Origin of the sequence: Streptomyces sp. NPDC057638, assembly GCF_042800315.1 — a bacterium.
Classification (GTDB): Bacteria; Actinomycetota; Actinomycetes; order Streptomycetales; family Streptomycetaceae; genus Streptomyces.
The window spans coordinates 1-25404 of the sequence record NZ_JBHVHF010000091.1 but is presented as its reverse complement, the minus strand read 5'-3'; the positions used below and the strand labels follow the sequence as shown (position 1 = coordinate 25404).

The 25404-nt window shown below is 72.7% G+C and carries 16 protein-coding genes; 10 read left to right on the top strand and 6 right to left on the bottom strand.

Annotated features, from left to right (window positions below; genetic code table 11):
* Window positions 1-109: 109 nt before the first annotated feature.
* From ACFVIM_RS15345 to ACFVIM_RS15335, 3 genes are all read right to left on the bottom strand, one after another.
* On the bottom strand, window positions 110-1141 hold the full coding sequence (locus tag ACFVIM_RS15345; protein WP_384301292.1) for a hydroxyacid dehydrogenase: 1032 nt from the start codon (window positions 1139-1141) through the stop codon (window positions 110-112).
* Between the two features lie 9 nt (window positions 1142-1150).
* Window positions 1151-1924, bottom strand: coding sequence for an SDR family NAD(P)-dependent oxidoreductase (locus ACFVIM_RS15340; protein WP_384301290.1), 774 nt, complete (start codon window positions 1922-1924; stop codon window positions 1151-1153).
* A gap of 326 nt (window positions 1925-2250) precedes the next feature.
* Complete coding sequence (locus ACFVIM_RS15335; RefSeq protein WP_384301289.1) at window positions 2251-2940, bottom strand: MOSC domain-containing protein; 690 nt, start codon at window positions 2938-2940, stop codon at window positions 2251-2253.
* Window positions 2941-3020: 80 nt separating this feature from the next.
* On the opposite strand from ACFVIM_RS15335, the gene ACFVIM_RS15330 reads away from it, so the two are divergent.
* Window positions 3021-3920 carry a LysR family transcriptional regulator gene (locus tag ACFVIM_RS15330; protein ID WP_384301287.1) on the top strand — a complete coding sequence of 300 codons (900 nt, stop codon included), beginning with the start codon at window positions 3021-3023 and terminating at the stop codon, window positions 3918-3920.
* A 518-nt stretch (window positions 3921-4438) separates the two neighbouring features.
* Here the strand turns inward: ACFVIM_RS15330 and ACFVIM_RS15325 are convergent.
* Window positions 4439-4762 carry a WhiB family transcriptional regulator gene (locus ACFVIM_RS15325; RefSeq protein ID WP_384301286.1) on the bottom strand — a complete coding sequence of 108 codons (324 nt, stop codon included), beginning with the start codon at window positions 4760-4762 and terminating at the stop codon, window positions 4439-4441.
* Between the two features lie 428 nt (window positions 4763-5190).
* Here ACFVIM_RS15325 and ACFVIM_RS15320 point away from each other — a divergent pair, with 428 nt between their 5' ends.
* From ACFVIM_RS15320 to ACFVIM_RS15305, 4 genes are all read left to right on the top strand, one after another.
* Window positions 5191-5802: a response regulator transcription factor gene (locus tag ACFVIM_RS15320; RefSeq protein ID WP_003948568.1), complete on the top strand. Its 612-nt coding sequence runs from the start codon at window positions 5191-5193 to the stop codon at window positions 5800-5802.
* Between the two features lie 391 nt (window positions 5803-6193).
* The gene (locus tag ACFVIM_RS15315; RefSeq protein ID WP_384301284.1) at window positions 6194-6769 is read left to right on the top strand and encodes a sigma-70 family RNA polymerase sigma factor; all 576 of its coding nucleotides are present in this window, start codon (window positions 6194-6196) and stop codon (window positions 6767-6769) included.
* Between the two features lie 481 nt (window positions 6770-7250).
* Window positions 7251-8753: an IMP dehydrogenase gene (gene guaB / locus ACFVIM_RS15310; protein ID WP_384301283.1), complete on the top strand. Its 1503-nt coding sequence runs from the start codon at window positions 7251-7253 to the stop codon at window positions 8751-8753.
* A gap of 114 nt (window positions 8754-8867) precedes the next feature.
* Complete coding sequence (locus ACFVIM_RS15305) at window positions 8868-9992, top strand: GuaB3 family IMP dehydrogenase-related protein (protein WP_384301281.1); 1125 nt, start codon at window positions 8868-8870, stop codon at window positions 9990-9992.
* A 174-nt stretch (window positions 9993-10166) separates the two neighbouring features.
* Here the strand turns inward: ACFVIM_RS15305 and ACFVIM_RS15300 are convergent, their stop codons facing one another.
* Window positions 10167-11414 (bottom strand): nucleotide sugar dehydrogenase, encoded by a 1248-nt coding sequence (locus ACFVIM_RS15300; protein ID WP_384301279.1) that lies wholly within the window; start codon window positions 11412-11414, stop codon window positions 10167-10169.
* Window positions 11415-11855: 441 nt separating this feature from the next.
* Here ACFVIM_RS15300 and ACFVIM_RS15295 point away from each other — a divergent pair, with 441 nt between their 5' ends.
* The 5 genes from ACFVIM_RS15295 to ACFVIM_RS15275 all read left to right on the top strand — a co-directional run bounded on the left by ACFVIM_RS15295 (window position 11856) and on the right by ACFVIM_RS15275 (window position 23747).
* Complete coding sequence (locus tag ACFVIM_RS15295; RefSeq protein ID WP_384301277.1) at window positions 11856-13562, top strand: glycerol-3-phosphate dehydrogenase/oxidase; 1707 nt, start codon at window positions 11856-11858, stop codon at window positions 13560-13562.
* Between the two features lie 1445 nt (window positions 13563-15007).
* A complete protein-coding gene (locus ACFVIM_RS15290) occupies window positions 15008-16795 on the top strand; it encodes a protein kinase (protein ID WP_384301294.1) in 1788 nt (595 codons plus the stop codon).
* A 146-nt stretch (window positions 16796-16941) separates the two neighbouring features.
* On the top strand, window positions 16942-19752 hold the full coding sequence (locus ACFVIM_RS15285) for a protein kinase (RefSeq protein WP_384301276.1): 2811 nt from the start codon (window positions 16942-16944) through the stop codon (window positions 19750-19752).
* A gap of 471 nt (window positions 19753-20223) precedes the next feature.
* Window positions 20224-21846 (top strand): succinic semialdehyde dehydrogenase, encoded by a 1623-nt coding sequence (locus ACFVIM_RS15280; protein WP_384301274.1) that lies wholly within the window; start codon window positions 20224-20226, stop codon window positions 21844-21846.
* Window positions 21847-21956: 110 nt separating this feature from the next.
* Window positions 21957-23747 carry a GMC family oxidoreductase N-terminal domain-containing protein gene (locus ACFVIM_RS15275; RefSeq protein WP_384301273.1) on the top strand — a complete coding sequence of 597 codons (1791 nt, stop codon included), beginning with the start codon at window positions 21957-21959 and terminating at the stop codon, window positions 23745-23747.
* A gap of 189 nt (window positions 23748-23936) precedes the next feature.
* Here the strand turns inward: ACFVIM_RS15275 and ACFVIM_RS15270 are convergent, their stop codons facing one another.
* Complete coding sequence (locus ACFVIM_RS15270; protein ID WP_384301271.1) at window positions 23937-24983, bottom strand: hypothetical protein; 1047 nt, start codon at window positions 24981-24983, stop codon at window positions 23937-23939.
* Window positions 24984-25404: the final 421 nt, after the last annotated feature.

Genomic DNA, 25404 nt, shown 5'->3' with positions numbered 1-25404 from the left:
GTGCTCCCCTGACGGGAGCACCGGGCCCTCGCCGTGTTCCGCCGCCTTCCGGCGTATCTCGCGTCCGCCGGGAACGGGCCCGGCCCCAAGCCCCGGCCCCGGCGCGCCTTCACGCCAGCCGCCCCAGCGCCTCCCGGTCCACCGCCTCCGCGAACGGCCGCCCCGTCGCGAACCGTTCCAGCTCATCCAGCGCGCACTCCGCCAGCCGGTGCAGCTCACCCCCGAGTGACCCCGCCAGATGCGGGGTCAGCAGCACGTTCGGAAGGGTGTAGAGCGGTGAGTCCGCGGGCGGCACCTCCGGTTCGGTGACATCGAGGACGGCCGACAGCCGCCCCGAGACCAGCTCCGCCAGCAGCGCCGGGCCGTCCACCAGCACCCCGCGCGCCGTGTTCACCAGCGTGGCGCCGTCCCGCAGCAGTGCCAGCCGCCGGGCGTCGATCATCCCCTCGGTCTCCGGCAGCGCGGGGGCGTGCAGGGTGACGGTGTCGCTGGCACGGCACAGCTGGTCCAGATCCATGCGTACCGCGCCCAGGGCGGCGGCCCCGGCGTCGTCGATGTACGGGTCGTACAGCAGGACCCGCAGGTCGAAGGGGCGCAGCAACGCGATCACCCGGCGGCCGACCCGGGAGGCGCCGACCACGCCGACCGTGCGCCGGTAGGCGCCCGCCCCGGCCAGTTCGGCGCCCCAGTCGTGGGGGGCGCGCAACGCCGCGTACCGCCGTGCCACGGCGGGGACGCGTTTGGCGGCGAAGAGGATCGCGGCGAGGGCGTACTCGGCGACGGGCAGCGCGTTGGCGGCGGCGGCCGAGGAGACCGTGAGCCCGCGCTCCCAGCAGGCGTCGGTGATGTGGTGCCGTACCGAGCCCGCCGCGTGGACGACGGCCCGCAGCCGGGGCGCGGCGGCGAGCGCCTCGGCGCTGAGCACCGGCGCGCCCCAGCAGGTCAGCAGCGCGTCGGCGGTGGAGAGCGCGGTGGCGACCGCGGGCGGAGGGTCCGTCAGATCGTGCGCCACCAGGTCGGGGTCGGTGCGTACCAGGGCGGCGAGCCGGTGCCGGTGCTCCGGGGTGAGGAGCCGGTCGGCGACACCGGGACCCATCGCGAGCAGCACCTCGGGCCGGTCCATCGGCGGTCCGTCAGCCATCCAGGGCCCCTACTTCGGCCCGTACTTGCGGCCCGTCCTGGAGGTGACGCCGCCCAGCAGCCCACGCGGCGCCAGCTTCACCACCCCCATCAGGGCCTTGTACCGGGGGTCGGGGATCGAGACCGTCTTGCCGCGCGCCAGGTCGGTGAGGGCCTCGGAGACCAGCTTGTCGGCGTCCAGCCACATCCAGCCGGGGATGTTCTCCGTGCCCATGCCCGCCCGCTGGTGGAACTCGGTCCGTACGAAGCCGGGGCAGAGCGCCATCAGCCGCACCCCGGAGCCCGCCAGATCACGGGCCGCGCCCTGGGTGAACTGCACGACCCATGCCTTCGAGGCACCATAGGTGCCGCGCGGTACGAAGGCCGCCACCGAGGCGACGTTGACGACTCCGCCCCGCCCCCGCTCACGCATCGGGCCGGTGGCGGCGGTGGTGAGCCTCAGGACGGCCTCGCAGTGCACCTTGAGCATCGTCAGCTCATCGGCGAGGGAGACGTCGAGGAAGCTTCCCTTGTTGCCGAAGCCGGCGTTGTTGACGAGCAGGTCCACCGGGTTCCTGGGGTCGGAGAGCCTGTTCTCGACCGCCTCGATGCCCGTGTCCTGGGACAGGTCCGCGGTCAGCACCTCGACCTCGACCCCGTGCCGGTCGTGGAGTTCGGTGGCCTGGCTGCGCAACCGCGCGGTGTCGCGGGCCACCAGCACCAGGTTGTGTCCGTTGGCGGCGAGGCGCCGGGTGAAGGCGGCGCCGATGCCCGCGGTGGCTCCCGTGATCAGTGCAGTCGTCATAGGCGGCACGTTAGTGCCCCGCGTACGACGGCGGCGCGCGAACCCGGCTCGCCCGCCGTCCCCCTCCGACGGTCCCGGTGCCCGCTGGCGGCGCGGCGGGTCGACGGCCGCGGTCCATCCGTACCGGTGTCCGTGTCCTCGTGTCTGCGTAGTCGTGTCCGTGGACTGGTGTCCGTGGACGGGTTGCCGCGGACTGGTGCCCGTGGATCCAGGGGCCGCCCGGGACGCGACCGCGCGGACCGGCGGCTCCGGCCTCGCGGCCCTGTACATCCCGTACATCCGGTGTATCCCGGGGCTCTGGACACCGCCCAGGGCGTATCCGGCGCTCAGGCCTTCGTGCTCTTCGCGCCCTTCTCCAGATACTGCCGCGCCTTCTCCCGCCACACCGGGTGGAGCGCCTCGCCCGCCGCGAGCAGCTCCGGCAGCAGATCCCGCTCGGTGGTCACCGCCCGGAAGCCCAGGGTCACGGTCACCTCGTGGTCCGGCCGGTGCACGATCTCGACCGGGTCCCCGGCGCGGATCTCGCCGGGCTCGATGACCCGGAGATAGGCCCCGGAGGCGGCCCGCTGGGTGAAACGCCTCATCCAGCCCCGCTCGCCGAGCCAGCCCGCGAACGTACGGCAGGGGATGCGCCCGCTGGACACCTCCAGCACCACCTGGTCGCCGATCCGCCAGCGCTCGCCGATCAGCGCGCCGTCGACGTCGAGCCCGACCGTGGTGAGGTTCTCGCCGAAGGTTCCGTTGCCCAGCGGATGGCCCAGTTCCTCCTCCCACCGGTCGAGCTGCTCGCGGGCGTAGGCGTAGACCGCCTGATGGGTGCCGCCGTGGAACCGGTGATCGGCGATGGTGTCCCCGGCGAGCCCGGATTCCCCGCCGGCCTCCGGGGTGGTCGGCGGGGGCGCGGACACCCATACGGGCCCGTCCACGGGCCGCTTGTCGATCCCGGTGACGCCGCCCTCGGCCTGGGTGTAGTCGACGGTGATGGGCTTGCCCACGTTCACGGTCAGAAGTCTCATGGCGTTACGTTAGTACCCTTATTCTCAAAGTGATCGCGGCATATTTCCCCTCGACCCCAAGGTCCGCTTATAGTCGAAGGGTGATCGAAGCACGACATCTCCGCGTTCTGCGCGCGGTCGCCGCGACCGGCTCCTTCTCCGCCGCCGCCCGGGCGCTCGGCTGCACCCAGCCCGCCGTCAGCCAGCAGATGAAGGCCCTGGAGACCTCGGCGGGCACCCCGCTGCTGGTCCGCACGGGCCGGGAGACCCGGCTGACCCAGGCCGGGGAGGTCCTGGTGCGCCACGCCTCCGGCATCCTCGCCGGACTCACCGCCGCCGAGGAGGAGATCGCGGCCATCGCCGGGCTGCGGGCGGGCCGGGTCCGGCTGGTCTCCTTCCCCAGTGGCAGCTCGACCCTGGTTCCCACGGCGCTGGCCGCCCTGCGCGCCGCCCATCCCGGCACCCAGGTCTCCCTGGTGGACGCGGAGCCGCCGCGCTCGGTCGAGATGCTGCGCGAGGGCGACTGCGACATCGCCCTCGCCTTCCGCTACGGCGGGGCGGCGGAACAGGGCGCCGGATGGGACGACCTGGTGGTGCGGCCCCTGCTCTCGGACCGGCTGGTGGGACTGGTGCCCGAGCGGCACCGGCTCGCCGACGCGGGCGCGGTCACCATCGGCGACCTCGCCGACGAACCCTGGATCGCGGGCTGTCCCCGCTGCCGCCGCCAGCTGGTGGAGGTCTGCGAGACGGCCGGGTTCACCCCGCGAATCGACTTCGCCACCGATGACTACCCCGCGGTGATCGGACTCGTCGGGGCGGGTCTGGGGGTCGCGGTCCTGCCGGAGCTGGCGCTGGAGTCCGTCCGCCCCAAGGGCACGCGTACGGTCACGGTCGAGCCTCCGGTCGCCCGGGAGATCGTCGCGCTCACCCTGCCGGATCTGGCCCAGGTGCCCGCCGTGGCCGCCACGCTCGACCAGCTCGCGGCGGCCGCCGCCCGCTGACCGCGCCCGCGTCCCGTGAGGCGCGGGGAGCGCGCCTATGGCCACGCGTTCCACCCGCCTCCCAGGGCGCGCGCGTCACCGAGGGAGACGCGTACGGACACCGGGCACGCCATCCCGCCCGGCGGCCACGGCATGGCCTCGCTCGACACGACCTCATGTGAGCTGGCCTCACGTGACATGGCCTCGCACGAAACGGCCGACCCGGCGTCGCGTCGGCCCGCCAGGCGCCGCCCGCACGGGCGGCGCGGGGCCGGACGGTGGCGCCATCCGCGCCGGCTTGGGGTCGGCGCCGGAGGCTTGGGGGCTTGGGGGCTCGGGGGCGGCCGGGTGGCTTTGGCAGCGCCCCGGCGCCGTCGTGCGCGCCGACCGGGCCGCAGGGCGCTGCCCGGCGGGACCGATGCCGTCCGCGAGGCGCAGGGCATCGCGGGACGCACGGCATCGCAAGGCGCACCGCACCACACCGCAAGGCGCACCGCACCGCAGGAACGTTTCTGCGAAACCGTGTGCCGCGAGGTCGTTCAGCCCGCGTCCGTCCTCGGCGCGCTCGTCGCCGGGACCAGCCGGTGCCGCGCCCGTCCCATCAGCTCCTCGCGCTCGTCCTCGGTCAGTCCGCCCCACACGCCGTACGGCTCCCGCACGGCCAGCGCGTGGGCCGCGCACTCCGCGCGTACCGGGCACCTCATGCACACCTCTTTCGCCGAGTTCTCGCGCGCGCTCCGCGCCGCGCCCCGCTCGCCTTCGGGGTGGAAGAAGAGGGAGCTGTCCACCCCACGGCAGGCCGCGAGGAGCTGCCAGTCCCACAGATCGGCGTTGGGTCCGGGAAGGCGGGAGAAATCTGCCATAGCGCTTGCCCCTTGAAACCGTGCTGAGTGGATCCGTCGGGCCGCGCACGAGCGGGACACGAGCTCCGTCCTCACTCGCACACTGCCTCACGACGGTACATCTACTGTCTAAGTAGATGTAAATATGACTCATTGCGAATCTAGCCACAGACAGCCACTAAAGTGAAGAAAATCCGCTAAATGGGGCATATGTGATGCGTGAAGAACCGTTCCCCCGTCGCGTGGGGCGCCGTACCCGGGCGCGTACAGAGAGTGCCGAAGAGGGCTGGCGAACCCGTAACTCTTTCGAGTGACCATCGTTGGTAGGGCGGAGGCGGTTGAAAGAAGAAGCGCTCGGGCACATGTCCGAGAGCGTTCAACCGCACAGGTGACGACATGTATCCAGCCTGGAGGCTCAAGGTGACGCGCATCAGCTCCGGAGGGCGGCCATGACATCCGTCCTCGTCTGCGACGACTCCCCGCTTGCCCGAGAGGCGCTCCGCCGCGCGGTCGCGACCGTGCCCGGCGTCGAGCGCGTGACGACCGCGGCCAACGGCGAGGAAGTCCTCCGCCGCTGGGGCGCGGACCGCTCGGACCTGATTCTGATGGATGTACGGATGCCCGGCCTGGGCGGGGTGGAGACGGTCCGCCGACTGCTCTCCGCCGACCCCGGCGCCCGGATCATCATGCTCACGGTCGCGGAAGACCTGGACGGCGTGGCCCTGGCCGTCGCCGCGGGTGCCCGTGGCTATCTGCACAAGGACGCCTCGCGGGCCGAGCTGCGCGCGACCGTCACCCAGGCCCTGGCCGACCCGACGTGGCGGCTGGCCCCGCGCAGACTGCGCTCGGCCGAGATGGGCGCCGCCCCCACGCTCACCGCGCGGGAGATCCAGGTGCTGGAGGGCATGAGCCACGGACGGTCCAACGCCGAGATCGGCCGTGAGCTGTTCCTCTCCGAGGACACGGTCAAGACCCACGCCCGCAGGCTCTTCAAGAAGCTCGGCGCGTCGGACCGTGCCCACGCCGTCGCGCTCGGGTTCCGCTGGGGTCTGGTGCGGTAGCCCAGGGGTGGCCCGCCCCGGGTCCGGGCGCGTGCGTGGCCCGTGCCCGAGGCGTGGACCCGGGAGAAGGGCCCACAGTTGGGCCCGCCGCCCGGTTTCCCGCCAGGCGCCGGAACCGGTGGCAAAGGCCCTGGTCCGGCGGCTGCCGAGCCGCCCGGCCGGTTGCCGAACCCCGCCCCACCGACATGGTCGGGCGGGGAGACGGAGAACGCGGGCACCCGTTTCCCCGGCGATGCCGCATCCTTGAGATGTGGAGTTCCTCGGGAACGAGTCCGGCGAGCGGAAGGGGAGGGCGCAGGCGATGAGTTCCGGCGCACCTGCTCATAACGCTTCGGTGCACAACATGGGACGCGGTGCCACGGATCAGCGGCCACCAAGGCACCATGGACCGATGCGTGACGACCAGACCACGGTGATCGGCTCACTTGTGCACCGTGCTGTCGAAGGAGACGCGCAAGCCACGCATGATCTCCTGGCGCATGTCCATCCGCTCGCGCTGCGGTACTGCCGTACCCGGCTGAGCCGACTGCCGGGGGACGCGCGCCACTTTGTGGAGGACCTCGCCCAGGAGGTCTGTGTCGCGGTGCTGATGGCCCTGCCGCGCTATCGGGACACGGGCAAGCCGTTCGAGGCCTTCGTCTTCGCCATCGCGGCGCACAAGGTCGCCGATCTCCAGCGGGCGGCCATGCGCCACCCGGGATCGACGGCCGTGCCCTCCGACGAGATGCCCGAACGGCCCGATGACTCGCTCGGCCCTGAGGAGCGCGCGCTCCTCAGTGATGACGCCGAGTGGGCCAGAAAGCTGCTGGCCAATCTTCCGGAGACCCAGCGCGAGCTGCTGGTGCTGCGGGTGGCGGTCGGGCTGACGGCCGAGGAGACGGGGCAGATGCTCGGGATGTCGCCGGGTGCGGTGCGGGTCGCCCAGCACCGGGCGCTCAGCCGTCTGCGCGCGCTCGCGGAGCAGTGATCGACCGGGAGGGCGTCCATGACCGCGAGGGCGCCCCTTCCCGGCACCGGTGATGCAGTGGTCGCGCCGACTGATGATCCAGTCCGGTTCTCGCGCCGACCCGTGTTCCCTGACGTGTCGCGCCGGGGCGGCCGGTGTTCCGGCGGGGCGCACCCGCCGTGGTTCCCGGGTCGGGCTCCGGGGCTCCGCCGTGACCTCGCGCACAGCGTCCCGGGTGCTTCCCGCGCCTGTGTGGGGACCGGTACGGGCATCGGCCCGCGAGCCGGTTCACGGACCCGCTCACGCTCCGGGCGCCGAGTCCCGCCGGGGCGTTGTCCCGCTCCCGCCCAGGTCAGCCCCGGTCCGCACCCCTGATCCGTCGTTGTCGATCATGTGTGTCAACCCACAAAGCCCCCTGTCGGCCTTGATCGTGGAATGAGACGGCGGCCGGGGCCGTTAGCATGGACATCCGCACCGATCAAGGCCATTTGGGGAAGGTGTCATGACCAACGTCGACGGAGTGCCCGAGAAATTCGCGACACTCGGGCTGACCTACGACGATGTGCTGCTGCTGCCGGGCGCGTCGGACATGGCGCCCGACCAGATCGACACCTCCTCGCACATCTCGAAGAACGTCCGGGTGAACATTCCGCTGCTGTCGGCGGCGATGGACAAGGTCACCGAGTCCCGGATGGCCATCGCCATGGCCCGCCAGGGCGGCGCGGGCGTGCTGCACCGCAATCTCTCCATCGCCGACCAGGCCAACCAGGTGGACCTGGTGAAGCGGTCCGAGTCCGGCATGGTCACCGACCCGATCACCGTGCACCCGGACGCGACGCTGGCCGAGGCCGACCAGCTCTGTGCCAAGTTCCGGATCAGTGGTGTGCCGGTGACCGACCGTGGTGGTCGGCTCCTCGGTATCGTCACCAACCGTGACATGGCCTTCGAGTCGGACCGTGGCCGTCAGGTGCGCGAGGTCATGACCCCGATGCCGCTGGTCACGGGCAAGGTCGGGATCTCCGGCGTGGACGCCATGGAGCTGCTGCGCCGCCACAAGATCGAGAAGCTTCCGCTGGTCGACGAGGCCGGGGTGCTCAAGGGCCTGATCACGGTCAAGGACTTCGTGAAGGCCGAGCAGTACCCGATGGCCGCCAAGGACAAGAACGGCCGGCTGCTGGTCGGCGCGGCCGTCGGTGTCGCGGGCGACGCCTACGAGCGGGCCCAGGCGCTGATCGAGGCGGGCGTCGACTTCATCGTCGTGGACACCGCCCACGGTCACTCCCGGCTGGTCGGCGACATGGTCGCCAAGATCAAGTCCAACTCCGCCGGAGTGGACGTCATCGGCGGCAACATCGCCACCCGCGATGGCGCCCAGGCGCTGATCGACGCCGGGGTCGACGGCATCAAGGTCGGTGTCGGTCCGGGCTCGATCTGTACGACGCGTGTGGTGGCGGGCATCGGTGTCCCCCAGGTCACCGCGATCTACGAGGCGTCGCTGGCCGCCAAGGAGGCCGGGGTCCCGGTCATCGGCGACGGTGGCCTCCAGTACTCGGGTGACATCGCGAAGGCCCTGGTCGCGGGCGCCGACGCGGTGATGCTCGGCTCGCTGCTCGCGGGCTGTGAGGAGTCGCCGGGCGAGCTGCTGTTCATCAATGGCAAGCAGTTCAAGTCGTACCGGGGCATGGGTTCCCTGGGCGCCATGCAGTCCCGTGGCGAGCAGCGCTCCTTCTCCAAGGACCGCTACTTCCAGGAGGGCGTGGCCTCCGACGAGAAGCTGGTCCCCGAGGGCATCGAGGGCCAGGTGCCCTACCGCGGTCCGCTCTCCGCCGTCGTCCACCAGCTGGTGGGCGGGCTGCGCCAGTCGATGTTCTACGTCGGCGGGCGCACGGTGCCGCAGCTCCAGACCAACGGCCGCTTCGTACGGATCACCTCGGCGGGCCTCAAGGAGAGCCACCCGCACGACATCCAGATGACGGTCGAGGCACCGAACTACAGCAGGAAGTAGCGGGACGACACCGTCGCGCGCGGCGCAGGGGCGGCCCCGGGAAACCGGAGCCGCCCCTCGTACGTGTGTCGGTGATACTGGTAGGCGCAGACGTAGAGGGAAAGGCCAGACAAGGTGACTGAGATCGAGATCGGGCGCGGTAAGCGCGGACGCCGGGCGTACGCGTTCGACGACATCGCCGTCGTGCCGAGCCGGCGCACACGGGACCCGAAGGAGGTCTCGATCGCCTGGCAGATCGACGCCTACCGTTTTGAGCTGCCCTTCCTCGCCGCCCCGATGGACTCCGTGGTCTCTCCGGCGACCGCGATCCGCATCGGTGAGATGGGGGGTCTGGGCGTCCTGAACCTGGAGGGCCTCTGGACGCGGTACGAGGACCCCCAGCCGCTCCTGGACGAGATCGCCGAGCTGCCGGTGGAGAGCGCCACCCGCCGCCTCCAGGAGATCTACGAGGCTCCCATCAAGGAGGAGCTGATCGGGCAGCGCATCAAGGAGGTGCGTGACGCCGGTGTCGTGACCGCCGCCGCGCTCTCCCCGCAGCGCACCGCCCAGTTCTCCAAGGCCGTCGTCGACGCCGGGGTGGACCTCTTCGTCATCCGCGGCACCACGGTCTCCGCCGAGCATGTCTCCGGCGCCGCCGAGCCGCTCAACCTGAAGCAGTTCATCTACGAGCTGGATGTGCCGGTCATCGTCGGTGGCTGTGCCACCTACACGGCCGCGCTGCATCTGATGCGTACGGGCGCCGCGGGCGTCCTCGTCGGCTTCGGCGGCGGCGCCGCGCACACCACGCGCAACGTGCTGGGCATCCAGGTCCCGATGGCCACGGCGGTCGCGGATGTGGCCGCCGCCCGCCGTGACTACATGGACGAGTCCGGCGGTCGCTATGTCCACGTCATCGCCGACGGCGGTGTGGGCTGGTCGGGCGATCTGCCCAAGGCCATCGCCTGTGGCGCGGACGCCGTGATGATCGGCTCCCCGCTGGCCCGTGCCACCGACGCCCCGGGCCGTGGGCGCCACTGGGGCATGGAGGCCGTCCACGAGGACGTGCCGCGCGGCAAGCTGGTCGACCTGGGCATCGTGGGCACCACCGAGGAGGTCCTCACCGGTCCCTCGCACACCCCGGACGGTTCGATGAACTTCTTCGGGGCGCTGCGCCGAGCGATGGCGACCACCGGCTACAGCGAGCTGAAGGAGTTCCAGCGCGTCGAGGTCACGGTCGCGGACGCCCAGCACAAGCGCTGAGCGGTTCGCGCGGTGCGCCGGTCAGCGGCTGCCGTACGCGCGTGAGTGGGACGAGTGGGGCCCGGCACCAGGGAGATGGTGCCGGGCCCCGCTCCGTACCGCCGCGCGTCTCATAGGAGACGCGTTCTCCGAAGGGGCGTGCGTGACGCGTCCCCTGAGGACGGGCGGCGGGCTTCACAGGCGGTGGGCGGCGCCTGCCGGGGTGGCACCCCGGGTGTCGAGGAGGAGCTGGGCCTTCACGGCCAGGCCCTGGAGGTCATAGGTGCGGTGGTGCTGGAGGAGCACCGTGAGATCGGCGGCCGCGGCCGCCTCGTAGAGGGAGTCGGCACGGGGGACGGGCCGCTCGTCGACGCGCCAGTCGGGGACGCAGGGGTCGTGGTAGCTGACCGTCGCGCCGAGGCCGGTGAGTCCCTGGGCGATCTCGGGGGCGGGGGAGCCCTGGAGGTCGGCGAGGTCCGGCCGGTAGGTGACGCCGAGGAGCAGGATCCGGGCGCCGCGGGCCGACTTCCCGTGTTCGTTCAGCAAGGTGGCGCAGCGCTGGATGACATAGCGCGGCATCCGGCTGTTGATCTGCCGGGCGAGGCCGACCATGCGCAGGGCGGGGCCGGGGGAGCGGGCGCCGTCGTGGAGGAGGGCGTCCGGGGCGTCGAGCGCGGCACCGTGGCCGCCGACGCCGGGGCCGGGGCGGAAGGCGTGGAATCCGTACGGTTTGGTCTCGGCGCAGCGGATGACGTCCCACAGATCGACCCCGAGGTCATGGCAGACCACGGCCATCTCGTTGACCAGGGCGATGTTCACATGCCGGAAGTTGGTCTCCAGGAGCTTGACCGTCTCGGCCTCCCGCAGGCCCCGGGCGCGGACCACCTTGTCGGTGAGCCGTCCGTAGAAGGCGGCGGCGGCCTCGGTGCAGGCGGGGGTGAGACCGCCGATGACCTTGGGAGTGTTGGCGACGGTGTGGGTGCGGCTGCCGGGATCCACCCGTCCGGGCGAATGGGCGAGATGGAAGTCGCGGCCCGCCCGGAGCCCGGAGCCCTCCTCCAGCAGCGGGCGGAGGAAGGACTCGGTGGTGCCCGGCAGCACGGTCGACTCCAGCAGCACCGTGGTGTGCGGACGCAGCTGGGCGGCGAGCGTGCGGGCGGCCCCGGCGAGGCCGGTGAGGTCGGGTGTGCCGTCGGTGCCGAGGGGGGTGGGGACGCAGAGCGCGGCGGTGCGTACCCGGCCGAGCACGGCCGGATCGGTGGTGGTGCGGAAGCCCCCGGAGACCATGCGGCGGATATCGGCGGGGGTGCGTCCGGCGGCGGGCTCACCGAGCTGGCGCGGGTCGGCGTCGTAGCCGATGGTGTCGATCCCGGCGGCGACGGCGGCCTGGGCGAGGGGCAGCCCGTGGTGGCCGAGGCCGATGACGGCGAGGTCTGAGGGCATGGTGTGGGCCGTCCTTTCCTGGGCGCAAGCCCTGTGGGCGGAGAGGGCGGGCGCAATGTCACACTAGGCTTAAATATGACCGTTATGCGGTATTGCGGGCCCGTGGTGAACCGAGTGTTATCCACAGGCGGTGGCTGAAGTCGTCGACTGCGGACAGAATCGATGTTGTGACACCGGTCCGCGAGGGCCGGACGGGGTGTGTCCCGGCCGGGCCCGTGGCGGTGTCGCAGCCCTGGGCGGCGGGGGCCGCGCGGACCGATCGCGCACACCTCGCGGCAGGGGCGGTGACGCGCCGATCGACTGGCGACGCGTGGATGGACCGATGGACCGGCGGCGCCCTCATGGACCGGCGGACCGGCGGTCGGGTGGGCTCGGGAGGCAGGGTCCTCCGGCGGCCACACCACCAGCAAGGGCAGACGGGGGCGACGGGAGGCAAGCGCGGTGAGGACAGCGACACTGGGACCCGAGGAGCGCGCCCACGCGCTCGCGGCCATGGCCGAGCGCGAGCTGGATGTGCTGGTGGTGGGCGCCGGAGTGGTCGGCGCGGGCACGGCGCTCGACGCGGTCACACGAGGGCTCTCCACCGGGCTGGTGGAGGCCCGCGACTGGGCGTCGGGCACATCGAGCCGGTCGAGCAAGCTCATCCACGGCGGACTGCGCTATCTGGAGATGCTGGACTTCGCGCTGGTCCGTGAGGCGCTGAAGGAGCGCGGCCTGCTGCTGGAGCGGCTCGCGCCCCATCTGGTGAAGCCGGTGCCGTTCCTCTACCCCCTGGAGCACAAGGGCTGGGAGCGGCTGTACGCGGGATCGGGCGTGGCGCTCTATGACGCCATGTCGGTCTCGTCCGGTCATGGCCGGGGACTGCCCGTCCACCGCCACCTCACCCGCCGTCAGGCGCTCCGCGTCGCGCCCGCCCTGCGCAAGGACGCTCTGGTCGGTGCGTTGCAGTATTACGACGCGCAGATGGACGACGCCCGCTATGTCGCCACCTTGGTCCGTACCGCCGCGAGTTACGGGGCGCTGGCGGCGAGCAGGGCCCGGGTCATCGGCTTTCTGCGCGAGGGCGAGCGCGTGGTGGGCGCCCGGGTCCAGGACGTCGAGGGCGGCGGGGAGTACGAGGTGCGTGCCCGTCAGGTGGTCAATGCCACCGGGGTGTGGACCGATGACACCCAGGCCCTGATCGGTGAGCGCGGCCAGTTCCACGTCCGCGCCTCCAAGGGCATCCATCTGGTGGTGCCCAAGGACCGCATCCACTCCACCACCGGGCTGATCCTGCGGACCGAGAAATCGGTGCTGTTCGTCATCCCCTGGGGCCGCCACTGGATCATCGGCACCACCGACACCGACTGGGACCTGGACAAGGCGCATCCGGCCGCGTCCAGCGCCGACATCGACTATCTGCTGGAGCATGTCAACTCGGTCCTCGCCGTGCCGCTGACCCGGGATGACGTCCAGGGCGTCTACGCCGGGCTGCGCCCGCTGCTCGCCGGGGAGTCGGACGCCACCAGCAAACTCTCCCGGGAGCACACGGTGGCCCATCCGGTGCCCGGACTCGTCGTCGTCGCGGGCGGCAAGTACACGACGTACCGCGTGATGGCCAAGGACGCGGTGGACGAGGCGGTCCACGGGCTCGACCAGCGGGTGGCCGCCTGTGTCACCGAGGAGATCCCCCTGGTCGGCGCCGAGGGGTACGCGGCCCTGTGGAACGCGCGGGCGAGGATCGCCGCCCGCACCGGTCTCCATGTGGTGCGGGTGGAGCATCTGTTGAACCGGTACGGGTCGATGGTCGACGAGGTTCTCGCCCTCGTCGCCGCCGACCCCTCGCTCGGCGACCCCCTCACCGGCGCCGACGACTATCTGCGGGCCGAGGTCGTCTACGCCGCCTCCCATGAGGGCGCCCGCCATCTGGACGACGTCCTGACCCGGCGTACCCGGATCTCCATCGAGACCTTCGACCGGGGTACCCGCTGTGCCCGGGAGTGCGCGGAGCTGATGGCGCCCGTGCTCGGCTGGGAACAGGCGCAGATCGACAAGGAGGTGACGCACTACGAGAAGCGGGTGGAGGCCGAGCGGGAGTCCCAGCGCCAGCCGGACGATCTGACGGCCGACGCCGCACGGCTGGGAGCGCCGGACATCGTGCCGCTGTGACCTTGCCGCTGTGACCTTGCCGGGGTGGCGCGTGCCGTTGTGACGTAGGTCGTTGTGACGTAGGTCGTTGTGACGCGTGGCGGGGTGGTGCGCGTGGCGGGCGGCGTGCGGTGTGCGGCGTGGTGACCCAGGGCGGGAACGTCTGACGGGGCCTCGGGGCCTCGGGGCCGACCACGCCTCGTATGGGCGGCGCGGGTGCGGTGTGGACCTGTCGGGTGGATGAGGCTGGATCAGGGGGTGGTCTCTGGTTCCACGGGGATGGACCGCGCGCGCCGTGGACACCGTCACGGGCGAGAGCGTGTCGGTCCCGCGTCCGCGGGATGGACCCACCACCTACGGGTTTTCGGAGGTGGTGGGGAGGCCGGCCTCGCGGCCGGGCGTGTTTCTCCGTGCCGCCGGCCGCGGGGGGAGGGGCGGGGCGGAGCCCGTGCCGCGGGTGCGCCGCCAGGTGTCGTTCCCCGCCCCGTTCCCTGCCCCGTCGCCTACCAAGGAGTGGGACGGGTCCTGACCCGGGTGCCGGTCAGATGGCATGGTGGGGTGGTCCCTTCTGATGGCGGGCCGGTCCGGTGCGTCCCCTGGGGACCCCGGAGACGTACCGGTCCCGGAGTGAGGAACAATGAAGGCTCCGTCAGGGCGTGTTATCGCATCGCGCGGAAGCGGCGGGCACGGGCGGAAACCAGGGATCGCAGAGGGGACGCATGTCGGAGGCGGAGCAGTCGCGGAAGCCCCAGCGGGACACGTCTGAGGGGTCCACGCCGCTGAAGCCGGAGCACTCCGGCGGGGGTTCCGGTCAGCCGGGTGAGAGCACGGGCGCGCCCGGGGCCGAGGTGCGTCCCTGGGCCGGGGGCCGGTCCGGTTCTGACGCCCGTACAGACGCACGGTCCGGCACGGGCGTTGCCTCCGCCGCCGCGCCGTCTTCGGCGGGTGACCGTGGCGGCCGCCGGATCGGTGACCCGCGCGGTGGTGACCGGGACGCCGGCGGGGCCACGCCGACCGGGGCGCGGGCCGACGCCCGGACCCTGGTGGAGGACCAGCCGACCGCCGAGGAGCGCGCCGTGACAGCACGGCAGGATCCGCCGCCGGGAACGGACACGTCGGTCCCACGGCAGCCCACCGCTCGCGATGACCGCGACGCACGGGACGGTCAGGACGCACGGGACGCACGGGACGCACAGAGCGACCGGGAATCCGGCCGCGCCCAGACCGACACCGCCGACATCGCCGACAGGGCCGGTACGGCGGGCCGGTCCGGCGTGGACGGCCGGGATTCCGGGGAGCGCCGCGAGGGACGGGACGCACGGGACACGCGGGACGCGGCTCCCGCGCGCGGGAGCCGGGGCGGCGCCGGAACCGCGCGGAACGGCGCCCACGACGCCTCCCAGGGCGCGGAGGGACGACTGCTCGCCGGGCGCTACCGCCTGGGCGGGGTGCTCGGCCGCGGCGGCATGGGCACCGTCTGGCGGGCCGAGGACGAGACCCTCGGCCGTACCGTCGCCGTCAAGGAACTGCGCTTCCCCAACAGCATCGACGACGAGGAGAAGCGCCGCCTCATCACGCGGACGCTCCGGGAGGCCAAGGCCATCGCCCGGATCCGCGACAACAGCGCGGTGACCGTCTTCGACGTCGTCGACGAGGACGACCGCCCCTGGATCGTGATGGAGCTGGTGGAGGGCAAGTCCCTCGCCGAAGTCATCCGCGAGGACGGCACGCTGACACCGCGCCGGGCCGCCGAGGTCGGGCTCGCGATCCTCGATGTCCTCAGCTCGGCTCACCGCGAGGGCATCCTGCACCGCGATGTGAAGCCGTCCAATGTGATGATCGCCCACGACGGCCGGGTGGTGCTCACCGACTTCGGCATCGCGCAGGTGGAGGGCGACCCGTCGATCACCTCGACCGGCATGCTGGTCGGCGCCCCCTCGTACATCTCCCCCGAGCGGGCGCGGGGCCACCGTCCGGGGCCCGCCGCCGACCTGTGGTCGCTCGGCGGACTGATCTACGCGAGCGTGGAGGGCTTCCCCCCGTACGACAAGGGATCGGCGATAGCCACGCTGACCGCCGTGATGACCGAGCCCCTGGACCCGCCCAAGCACGCGGGCCCGCTGGAGGAGGTCATCTACGGGCTGCTCGCCAAGGATCCGGCGCAGCGGCTGGACGATGTCACCGCGCGCACGATGCTCACCAAGGTGATCCACGCGCCGGAGGTGGCGCGGCCCGCCCCGGTCGACGCCACCCAGGCGATGGTCCTGCCGACGATCCCGCCGCCCACCCGGCCCCAGGAGCGGGTCCGTCCCCCGGCCGCCCCTCGCGCACAGGGCGGACGGGACGGATACGGAGCACCGTCCGGACCGGGCGCGCGCCCGCGTGGACCGGTGGCGCCCGAGCCCGCCCGGCGCGCTCCTCGTGCCCCCGTCCATCCGGTGCCGACGTCGATGGATCCCCCGTCCCGGCCGCTGCCGCCCCGCGCCCCGCTGAGCGATGTGGTGCCCCGCCGGACCCTGGTGATCGTCGCCGTGGTGGTGGTGCTGGCGGTGCTGGCGGTCGTGGCCTATGTGGTGGCCAACAACGCCGATAACGCCAACAACACCGACTCCGACAAGACCTCGGGTGCCAAGAACCCCGCCGCCTCGGCGGGGGCGAAGGCCGGGACGACCCCGGGCTCCGATCCCGCGGCCAACGGCTCGGCCGCCAAGGCCGCCGGTCAGGACCCCACCGGCCAGGCCCGTGAGGGCTCCGGCGGTACGAAGGGCACCTCCACCGCCTCGGCGGGCACCCTGCCCGCCGGGTACACCACGGTCGCCGACGACCAGTTCCGCTTCAGCGTCGCGATGCCCGGGGACTTCCGCCGGACCCATGTGGCGGGCCAGAATTCGGGGGGTGTCTACGGCCGCGCGCCTGGTGCGTTCCCCCGACTCCAGATCGACTTCAACCCCAACCCTGTGGACGACGCCGTCGCCGCGTGGAAGAGCCTGCGCGGGCCCGTCAGCAAGTCCTCTCCGGGATTCCGGGAACTGGGTCTCGCCAAGGTCTCGTACAACGGTTATCCGACCGTCGCCGACTGGGAGTTCGAGCGCAAACAGAGCGGCGAGAGGGTACGGATCCTGGACAGGGGCTTCAAGGTGGACGACCGGCGCGGCTACGCCATCATGATCACCTGCAAGGCGGACGAATGGGAGGCGGCGGAGTGCAAGACCCTGCGCGAGACCGCGTTCGCCACGTTCAAGCCCAAGGACTGACGCGGGACACGTATCGTGAAGGCGCGCGGATGGTATCGACCACAACCCTCCGCGACATGACCGGAATTGACGCGTAATGACCTGTCGGCGTTATCTCCCGGTCCCCGGGACCGGCTGAGCGGGCAGCGCGCTTGAGGGGAGGCGGCGTGGACGACTATGCGGGAAGGGTGCTCGGCGACCGCTACCGTCTGCCCCTGCCTCCGTCCGACGCGTACGAGCTGGCGGAGAGCCGCGCCTTCGACACCTACAGCGGCCAGGAGGTCCTGGTCCGCGAGGTACCGCTGCCGGAGGTGGTCGAGGCCGAGTTCATCGAGGCCGCTGCCACCGCCCCCGAGACCCCGTCCGGCGCCGCCGCCCAGCGCCGCGCCCTGAGCCGTGCGGGCCGCAGCCTCACCGAACCCGCCGTGCTCCGCGCCATCGAGGCCGCCCAGGCCGCCGCGCGCATCCCCGACCACCCCCGGCTCGACCAGGTCTTCGACGTCTTCGCCGAGGACGGATCGCTGTGGATAGTCAGTGAGCGCGTCCACGCCCGGCCGCTGGCGGCCCTGCTGGCCGACCGGCCGCTCTCGCCCTACCGGGCCGCCGAGGTCGCCTCCGATGTCCTCACCGCCCTGCGTGTCCTGCACGCCCATGGCTGGACCCATCGCAACATCACCGCCCGCACCGTCCTGGTCTGCGACGACGGGCGGGTCGTCCTCACCGGTCTCGCCTCCGGCGCCGCCGAGGAAGCCCTCTGCGGCTACGCCCCGGTGCCCGTCGAGTTCCCGGAACCCCCTTCCTTCGATGAGGGCGACGGGGGTGCTGAGGATGACACCGATGCCGGTGACGATGATGGTGTGTACGCGTACGGAGACGACGAGCCCGACCCGTACACCGGGAGCGCGGAGGACGACGATCCGTACACCGGGAGCGTGGAGGGCGACGAGCCGTACGAGACGTATGAGACGCCCGAGGACGATCGCGCGGGCGGTTCCCGCGGCGCCTACGGCTCGGGCGTGGAGTACGAGGGCACGCCCGCGCTGGAGCGGGAGGCCGGGCCCGGTCCGGTCCGCCCGTACGCGTCCCCGGCGGAGCTGCGGCACGGGAACGACGGCGGGGCGCCGGATGTCCGGGCGGCCCGGTCGGGCGCGATAGCCGCGTACCGCGCGGGCGCGCGCGCCGGGGCGCGCGTCGGCGAGGAGGAACGCGGCGCGGACCACCCCGTGCAGTCCGGGCACGATCCGGACTGGTGGGCCAGGAAGCCGGGCGAGCCGGGCACCGGGAACCTGTCCTCCGGCGGACCCGCGCGGCTCGCGGGGACCTGGAGCGATGGCTCCGGCACGGTCCCGGACGGCGCCCGGCCGCTCACGGCGGGCGGTGGCGGCCATCCGTACCGGGACAGCGACCCCTATGGCGTACGGCAGCGGTCCACGCCGCGCCCGCCCGCGCTGCCCGCGCCGGAACCGGCCGCCGGGGGCTGGGGTATCGCCGCCCCGGACACCGCGCGCGCCGAGGCCGAACGACGCCATGTCCCGGTGTTGTCCGAGCCGTCTGTGTCGTCCGCCTCGTCTGGGCTGTCTGGGCCGCACGGTTCCGGGGCGACAGCCGATCCGGACGGGCCCGCGGCGGCCCCCGTGGGGAGCTGGGACGAGGTGGTCGCGGGCGCCGGGACCCCCGAGTACCGGGGCCCCGCCACTCCGCTGGCCGCCGAACGCGCCCGCCAGGCGAGGATCGCCGTCGTCGGCGCCGTCACCGAGCGCTGGGCACCCGAACAGGCGGGCCCGGTCCATGAGAACTGGCAGCTCGCGGCGCCCGTCGGCCCCGCGACGGACCTCTGGGCGCTGGGCGCCCTGCTCTACCGCTCGGTCCAGGGCCACGCCCCCTACCCGGAGGAGAACGCCGCCGAGCTGGCCCAGCTCGTGTGCGCCGAGCCGCCCGCCTTCGCCGAGGAGTGCGGACCGCTGCGGCCGGTGGTGGAGTCGCTGCTGCGGCAGGACCCCACCGAGCGCCCGGACGTGGAGGAGCTGAGCGGCTGGCTGCGGTCGCTGATCCGCTCGGCGCCGGAGCCCGACGCGGGCGTCGACGTCGTTGCGCTGCCCGCGCCCGGCACCGCGCCCGCGGGCGGCGGGGGACGGCTGCCCGTCGTCCGGCGCCGGGGTGAGCTGGTCCGCCGACGGCGCACCACCACCGATGTGGTCCACGGCCGCCACCGGCACAAGAAGCCCCGCGCCGAGCGGCGCGGTCCGCGCTTCCTCGGCCGCATCCTGGTCGGGGTGGTCCTGCTGCTGATGGCGGCGGCCATCGCGTACGCCATGCTCTTCATGCCGAAGTCCGCCGACACCGGCGCCGGTGGCGGCGAGAACGACCGGCGTACGGGAGCGGAGGGGAAGCCCGCCGCGCCGAGCGCCCAGCCCGCTCCCGAGGGGGGCCCGGGCACGGCGACGCCGCCCGCGTCCCCGGCGCCTTCGGGCTCCACCACACCCGGCTCCCAGCTCCCGCAGACCTCGACGGAGCCCGCGAAGCTGCCCGACGGCTTCACCCTGCGCAAGGACCCGGAGGGCTTCCAGATCGGAGTCCCCGAGGGATGGGAGCGGCGGCCGATCAACGACATAGGCCAGGTCCGCTACGGCAACGGGGACTTCACCCTGATCGTGGTGCCCGGCCGGGACAGCGCCCGCGAGAGCGGCGGCGACCCCCTGGCCTACCAGCGGGACAAGCAGCGCGAACTCCAGCCGTACCGGGACTCCTCATGGGCGGTGGCCAACGGGCTGCGGCGGATAGAGATCGGCCGGAGGGTGATGGCCGAGGGCCAGTTCAGCTGGGAGGACACCACGGGACGGCAGGTCTTCGTCCGCAATCTGGTGATGGTCCTCGGCGGCCGGTACCACGTGGTGCAGGTGATCGGCCCGGACGAGCAGCGCGACAAGGTGATGGCGGCCTACCGGGTGGCGGCGGACGCCTACCGGACCACGCGCTGAGGACGCCGGTGGCACCGGTCGCTTACTGGTCTGCGTGCTGAGGGCGTCGGCGCGGTTCGCTTACTGGTCTGCGTGCTGAGGGCGTCGGCGCGGGTCGACTACCGGACCACGCGCTGAGGGCGCCGGTGGCGCCGGTCGCCGCCCCCGGCTGAGGGGAATTCTCACGGTGCCCACCCGCGCCCGCGCGCCCACCCTGGCGCGGAGACCGTCGCCGGATCGCCCCTGGGCCCGCGCCCGCCCCGGCGCCCCTGGCCCCGCGCTCTCCCGTATCCCGTATCCCGTTCCCTGGCGGGTGCCTCCGCCCCCGGGTGACCCCCCGCCCAGCGCGGCGCTGCGGCCCGGCCCGCACGGCGTGGAGGTGGCGGCGCGTCGCCCTTGGTGCGAGGCGCGCCGCACCCCCGCCCCGTACGCCCTGGGAAAGTGTTACCCGCGGGTACCCAAAGGGCGGCGGCGCGGCATAGGCTCGGGCGCATGACGCAGCCGTCTCCGTCGCAGTCGAAGACCCCTGTCGGCACCAACCCCGCCGCGGTCACCCCGCCCGGGGTCCGTACCGCCGCCGACGTGGTGACTCCGGAGGTGGTGGCCCAGCTGGTGCGCGGCGTCCTGGGGTCCGGGCGGACCGCGAACCACTCACCCCTCACCGGCGACAGACTCGCCGAGCTGCCGGAGTCGACACCGGGGGATGTGGCCGAGGCGTTCGAGCGGGCCCGCGCCGCACAGCCGGTGTGGGCGGCGGTCCCGGTACGGGAGCGGGCGGCCGTCCTGCTGCGCTTTCACGATCTGCTGCTGGAGCGCCAGGCCGAGGTCCTCGACCTGATCCAGCTGGAGACCGGCAAGGCCCGGCTCCACGCCCATGAGGAGATCCAGGCCACCGCGGTGGCCGCGCGCCACTACGGCCGCCGCGCCGCCGCCTATCTCGGTCCCAGGCGCCACGCGGGTGTCGTCCCGGTCCTCACCAGGACCACCGAGCTGCGCCAGCCGCGCGGGGTCGTCGGCCAGATCGTCCCGTGGAACTACCCCCTCGAACTCTCCATCGGCGACGCGCTGCCCGCCTTCGTCTCCGGCAACGCGGTCGTGATGAAGCCCGACACGGAGACCGCCCTCACCGCGCTGTGGGCCCGGGATCTGCTGATCGAGGCCGGTCTGCCCGCCGAGGTCTTCCAGGTGGTCATCGGCGAGGGCCCGGTCGTCGGCCCCGCGCTGGTCCAGCACGCCGACTATGTCTCCTTCACCGGCTCCACCCGTACCGGCCGCGAGGTCGCCCAGGGCGCCGCGGCCCGGCTGGTCGGCTACTCCCTCGAACTCGGCGGCAAGAACCCCATGCTGGTGCTCCATGACGCCGATATCGAGCGCGCCGCCCACGGCGCGATCCGCTCGTGCTTCTCCTCGGCGGGCCAGCTCTGTATCTCCATGGAGCGGCTCTACGTCCACGCGTCGATCGCCGAGCGCTTCCTGGACCGGTTCGCGGCGCGGACGCGGGCGATGCGGCTCGGTTCCGCGCTGGCGTACGGGGCGGACATGGGTTCCCTGGCCGGTGCGCGGCAGCTGGAGACGGTCGTCCGCCATGTCGAGGAGGCCGTGGCGAAGGGCGCCACCGTCATCGCGGGCGGTGTCGCCCGCCCCGACCTCGGCCCCTACTTCTACGAGCCGACGATCCTCGACGGCGTCGAGCCACCGATGGCGGTCTGCGCCGAGGAGACCTTCGGCCCGGTCGTCTCCGTCTACCGCTTCACGGACGAGGACGCGGCCGTCGAGGCCGCCAACGCCACCGCGTACGGACTGAACGCGAGCGTCTGGACGCGCGACGGCCGGCGCGGGCACGAGGTCGCGGCGCGGCTGCGCTCGGGCACGGTGAACATCAACGAGGGGTACGCGGCGGCCTACGGGAGCGCCGGGGCGCCCATGGGCGGCATGCGTGACTCCGGTGTGGGCCGCCGGCACGGCTCCGAGGGGATCCTCAAGTACACCGAGGCCCAGACGGTGGCGCAGCAGCGGCTGCTGCCGCTGGCCCCGTCGTTCGGGATGGACGACGAGCGGTACGCGGCTCTCATGAACCGCTCCCTGCGCGTGATGAAATCCCTCAGAATGCGCTGAAGACGCTGAGCTTGCGCTGAGGTCACCGCCAGCGCCCTCCTGGAGACGTAACGCCCCGCTTTCCCGTACCGCCGTTCCGCTGGTTCCGTCGTCCCGTGCTGAGGAGGGCCATGCCCGCTGCTGAGGAATCGTCCGCGTACGACTACGACGTGATCGTCATCGGCTCGGGCTTCGGCGGCTCGGTGGCCGCGCTGCGGCTGTCGGAGAAGGGCTACCGGGTCGGGGTCCTGGAGGCCGGGCGCCGCTTCACCCGGGAGAGCCTGCCGAAGAACTCCTGGGACCTGAGGAACTTCCTGTGGGCCCCGGCGCTCGGGCTCTTCGGTATCCAGCGGATCCATCTGCTCGGCAAGGTGATGGTGCTGGCGGGCGCGGGGGTGGGCGGTGGTTCGCTCAACTACGCCAACACCCTCTACGTACCGCCCGCCGCCTTCTTCGAGGACCCGCAGTGGAGGGACATCACCGACTGGCGGGACGAACTCAAGCCGTACTACGACCAGGCACGGCGGATGCTCGGTGTCCGGGTCAATCCGACGATGACCCCGTCGGACCTCCATCTGAAGGCGGCGGCGCGGGCGATGGGCGTCGGCGACAGCTTCCACATGGCCCCGGTCGGGGTCTTCTTCGGCGACGGCTCCGACGCCGACGGCTCGGTGATGGCCGAGCCCGGCGCGGAGGTTCCCGACCCGTACTTCGGCGGCGCCGGGCCCGCGCGGCGCGCCTGCCACGAGTGCGGCGAGTGCATGACCGGCTGCCGTCACGGCGCCAAGAACACCCTGAACGAGAACTATCTCCACCTCGCCGAGCGCGCGGGCGCCGTGGTCCACCCGATGACCACCGTCATCTCCCTCACCGGCGACGCGCGCGGCGGTTACGCCGTGGGGACGCTGCCGAGCGACAACCGCCGCCGGGGCCGCGGGCGTACGTTCCGGGCGCCCCGGGTGGTCCTGGCGGCCGGGACGTACGGGACGCAGACCCTGCTGCACCAGATGCGCGACAGCGGGCTGCTGCCGGGGCTCTCCGGACGGCTGGGCGAGCTGACCCGTACCAACTCCGAGGCGATCGTGGGCGCGCAGACCGACGACCGCCGCTACCGCGCCCGGCACGGCACGGACCGGGCCGACTTCACCCGGGGGGTGGCGATCACCTCCTCGGTCCACCCCGACGCCCACACCCACATCGAGCCCGTCCGCTACGGCAAGGGCTCCAACGCGATGGGCGCGCTGACGGTCCTCCAGGTGCCCTACCGGATGCGGGGACGGGTCGCCGGATGGCTCGGGAACATGGCCCGCCATCCCGTCCTCGCCGCGCGCTCGCTCTCCCAGTGGCGCTGGTCGGAGCGGACGATCATCGCGCTGGTGATGCAGTCGCTCGACAACTCGCTGACGACGTACCGCAAACCGCGCGGGCTCGGCAAGGGACTGCTCACCGCCCGGCAGGGGCACGGCGCGCCCAACCCGTACCAGATCCCGGAGGCGACCCGGGCGGCCTCGCTGCTCGCCGAGGAGATCAACGGTTTCGCGGGCTCCAACGTCGGCGAGCTGATGGGAACCCCGATCACCGCGCACTTCCTCGGTGGCTGCCCGATCGGCGACCGCCCCGAGACCGGGGTGATCGACCCCTACCACCGGCTCTACGGCCATCCGGGGATCTCGGTCGTCGACGGGGCCGCCGTCTCCGCCAACCTCGGGGTGAACCCCTCCCTCACCATCACCGCCCAGGCCGAACGCGCCCTGGCGCTCTGGCCCAACCACGGGGACGAGGACCCCCGCCCGCCCCAGGGCGCCGCCTACGCGCGGCTCGCCCCGGTGGCCCCCAGAGCACCGGCCGTCCCCCCGGGTGCCTTCGGTGAACTGCGGCTTCCGTTCCTGGGGATGCCGACGGTCCGGCCCCGGGATGTGTGAGACCCCGATCCGGCGCCGTATCTTCCGTAACCTTCCGTAACCTTCCGTGCCGGACGCACAGGGAGGCCGCTGCACCCCCCTCCGAATGCAGCGACCTCCCTGGGTCTTGGTGGCGCGGCCCGTGGCCGCGCGCGGTGGCGCGGCGAGTGGGCCGTGCTGGGTGGCGCGGCGTTGGTGCCGCGCGCCGGGTCAGGCCGACTCGCCGCTCCGGCGGCGCTTGACCGCGAAGACCACTCCGGCGCCCGCCACGACGGCGACGCCTCCGACGAGACCGATCGTCGGCAGCACCGAGCTGGAGCCGGTGGCCGCCAGCGCGCCGGTGACCCGCGGGCTGGTCTGGGTCTCCGCCTTCGGCTTCCGCGGCGGAACCGGGACCTTGCCGCCCTCCTGCGGCTTGGTACCGCCGGTGTCCGTGCCCGCCGTCACGATCTGGAACCGGTACGCGGTGTCGCTGAAGCCCTCGCAGTTGGCCTCGCTGTCGGTATAGAGGCCGACCCCGAGGGAGAAGGCGCTGCCGGCCGGGGCCGAGGAGGTGACATCGATCCGCAGCGGGATCGTGGCCCGGTGACCCGGCTTCAGCTCGTCGGACCAGCCCACGAAGCCGACGGTCTCGCCGTTGGGACCTTCGAGACCGCGCCAGGTCCTCGCGTCGGGGTCATACGCCTGGAGCTTGATCTGCTTGGTGCGGAAGAGCTTCTCGCCGTCCTTGTCGGCGGAGGCGCCCGCGAAGTAGACCAGGTCCGTGAGCGTGGTCTTGGAGTCGTTGCGCGCGCTCAGCTCGAACGTGTGCCAGCCGCTGCCCGCCGCGATCTTGCCGGGCAGGCCCTTGATGGCGACCTCGATCCCGGGGTCCTCCTCGCAGAAGCCCGGCTCCTCCTCTTCGCCCTCGCTGGTGGAGGGGCTCGGGGTGGGCGAGCCGCTGCCGCTCGGGGCGGGGGACGAACTGGTGCCCTCCTCGGGGGCCGAGCTCTCGTCCGACGGGGAGGGCGAGCCCGAGCCGTCGCCGGAGCCGGGCTCCTTGGACTCCTTCCCGCCGTTCCCTTCGCCCGGCTCACCGCTGGCCGAGCCGGACGGCTCCACGCTCGGGGCGCTCTCCGAGACGCTCGGCGAGGGGGAACTGGACACCGACACGGAGGCGTCCTTCTCCGTCGCGTGGGCGGCGGTCGTGGTGAGGACCACGGCCGGGGCGATCACGGCGGACGCGGCGACGGCCGCCATGGCACGGCGCAGTTTCATGAAGACCTCGCGTGGTGTCGGGTGCCACGGGCGGGTGGCACAGCGTCAGGCCCTCCGAGGCGGGGGTTCACGGGTGAGGCCGTTGTTACGCATGGGTTGACCCACGGCCGGGGAGAAGGGTTGCACCCGCGCACCACGCGAATTCCTGTGACGTAGACCACTCCGGGCGGCCGGTGTGGTGCGGTCACGTACGGCGTCGTACGGAGACGTGCCGCGTCACATGAAGTCCGTACGCGTCACAGGGGGTCGTACGGACCGCATGGAGTCGTACGAGCCGCATGGAGTCGTACACGTCGCATGGAGTTGTACGAGCCGCATGGAGTCGTACACGTCACAGGGAGTCGTACGGACCGCGGGGATCGCGGATCTCCGTCCATGGGGCGACCGGACAGGGACAAGGGCCCCGCGGACAGCGTTCCGC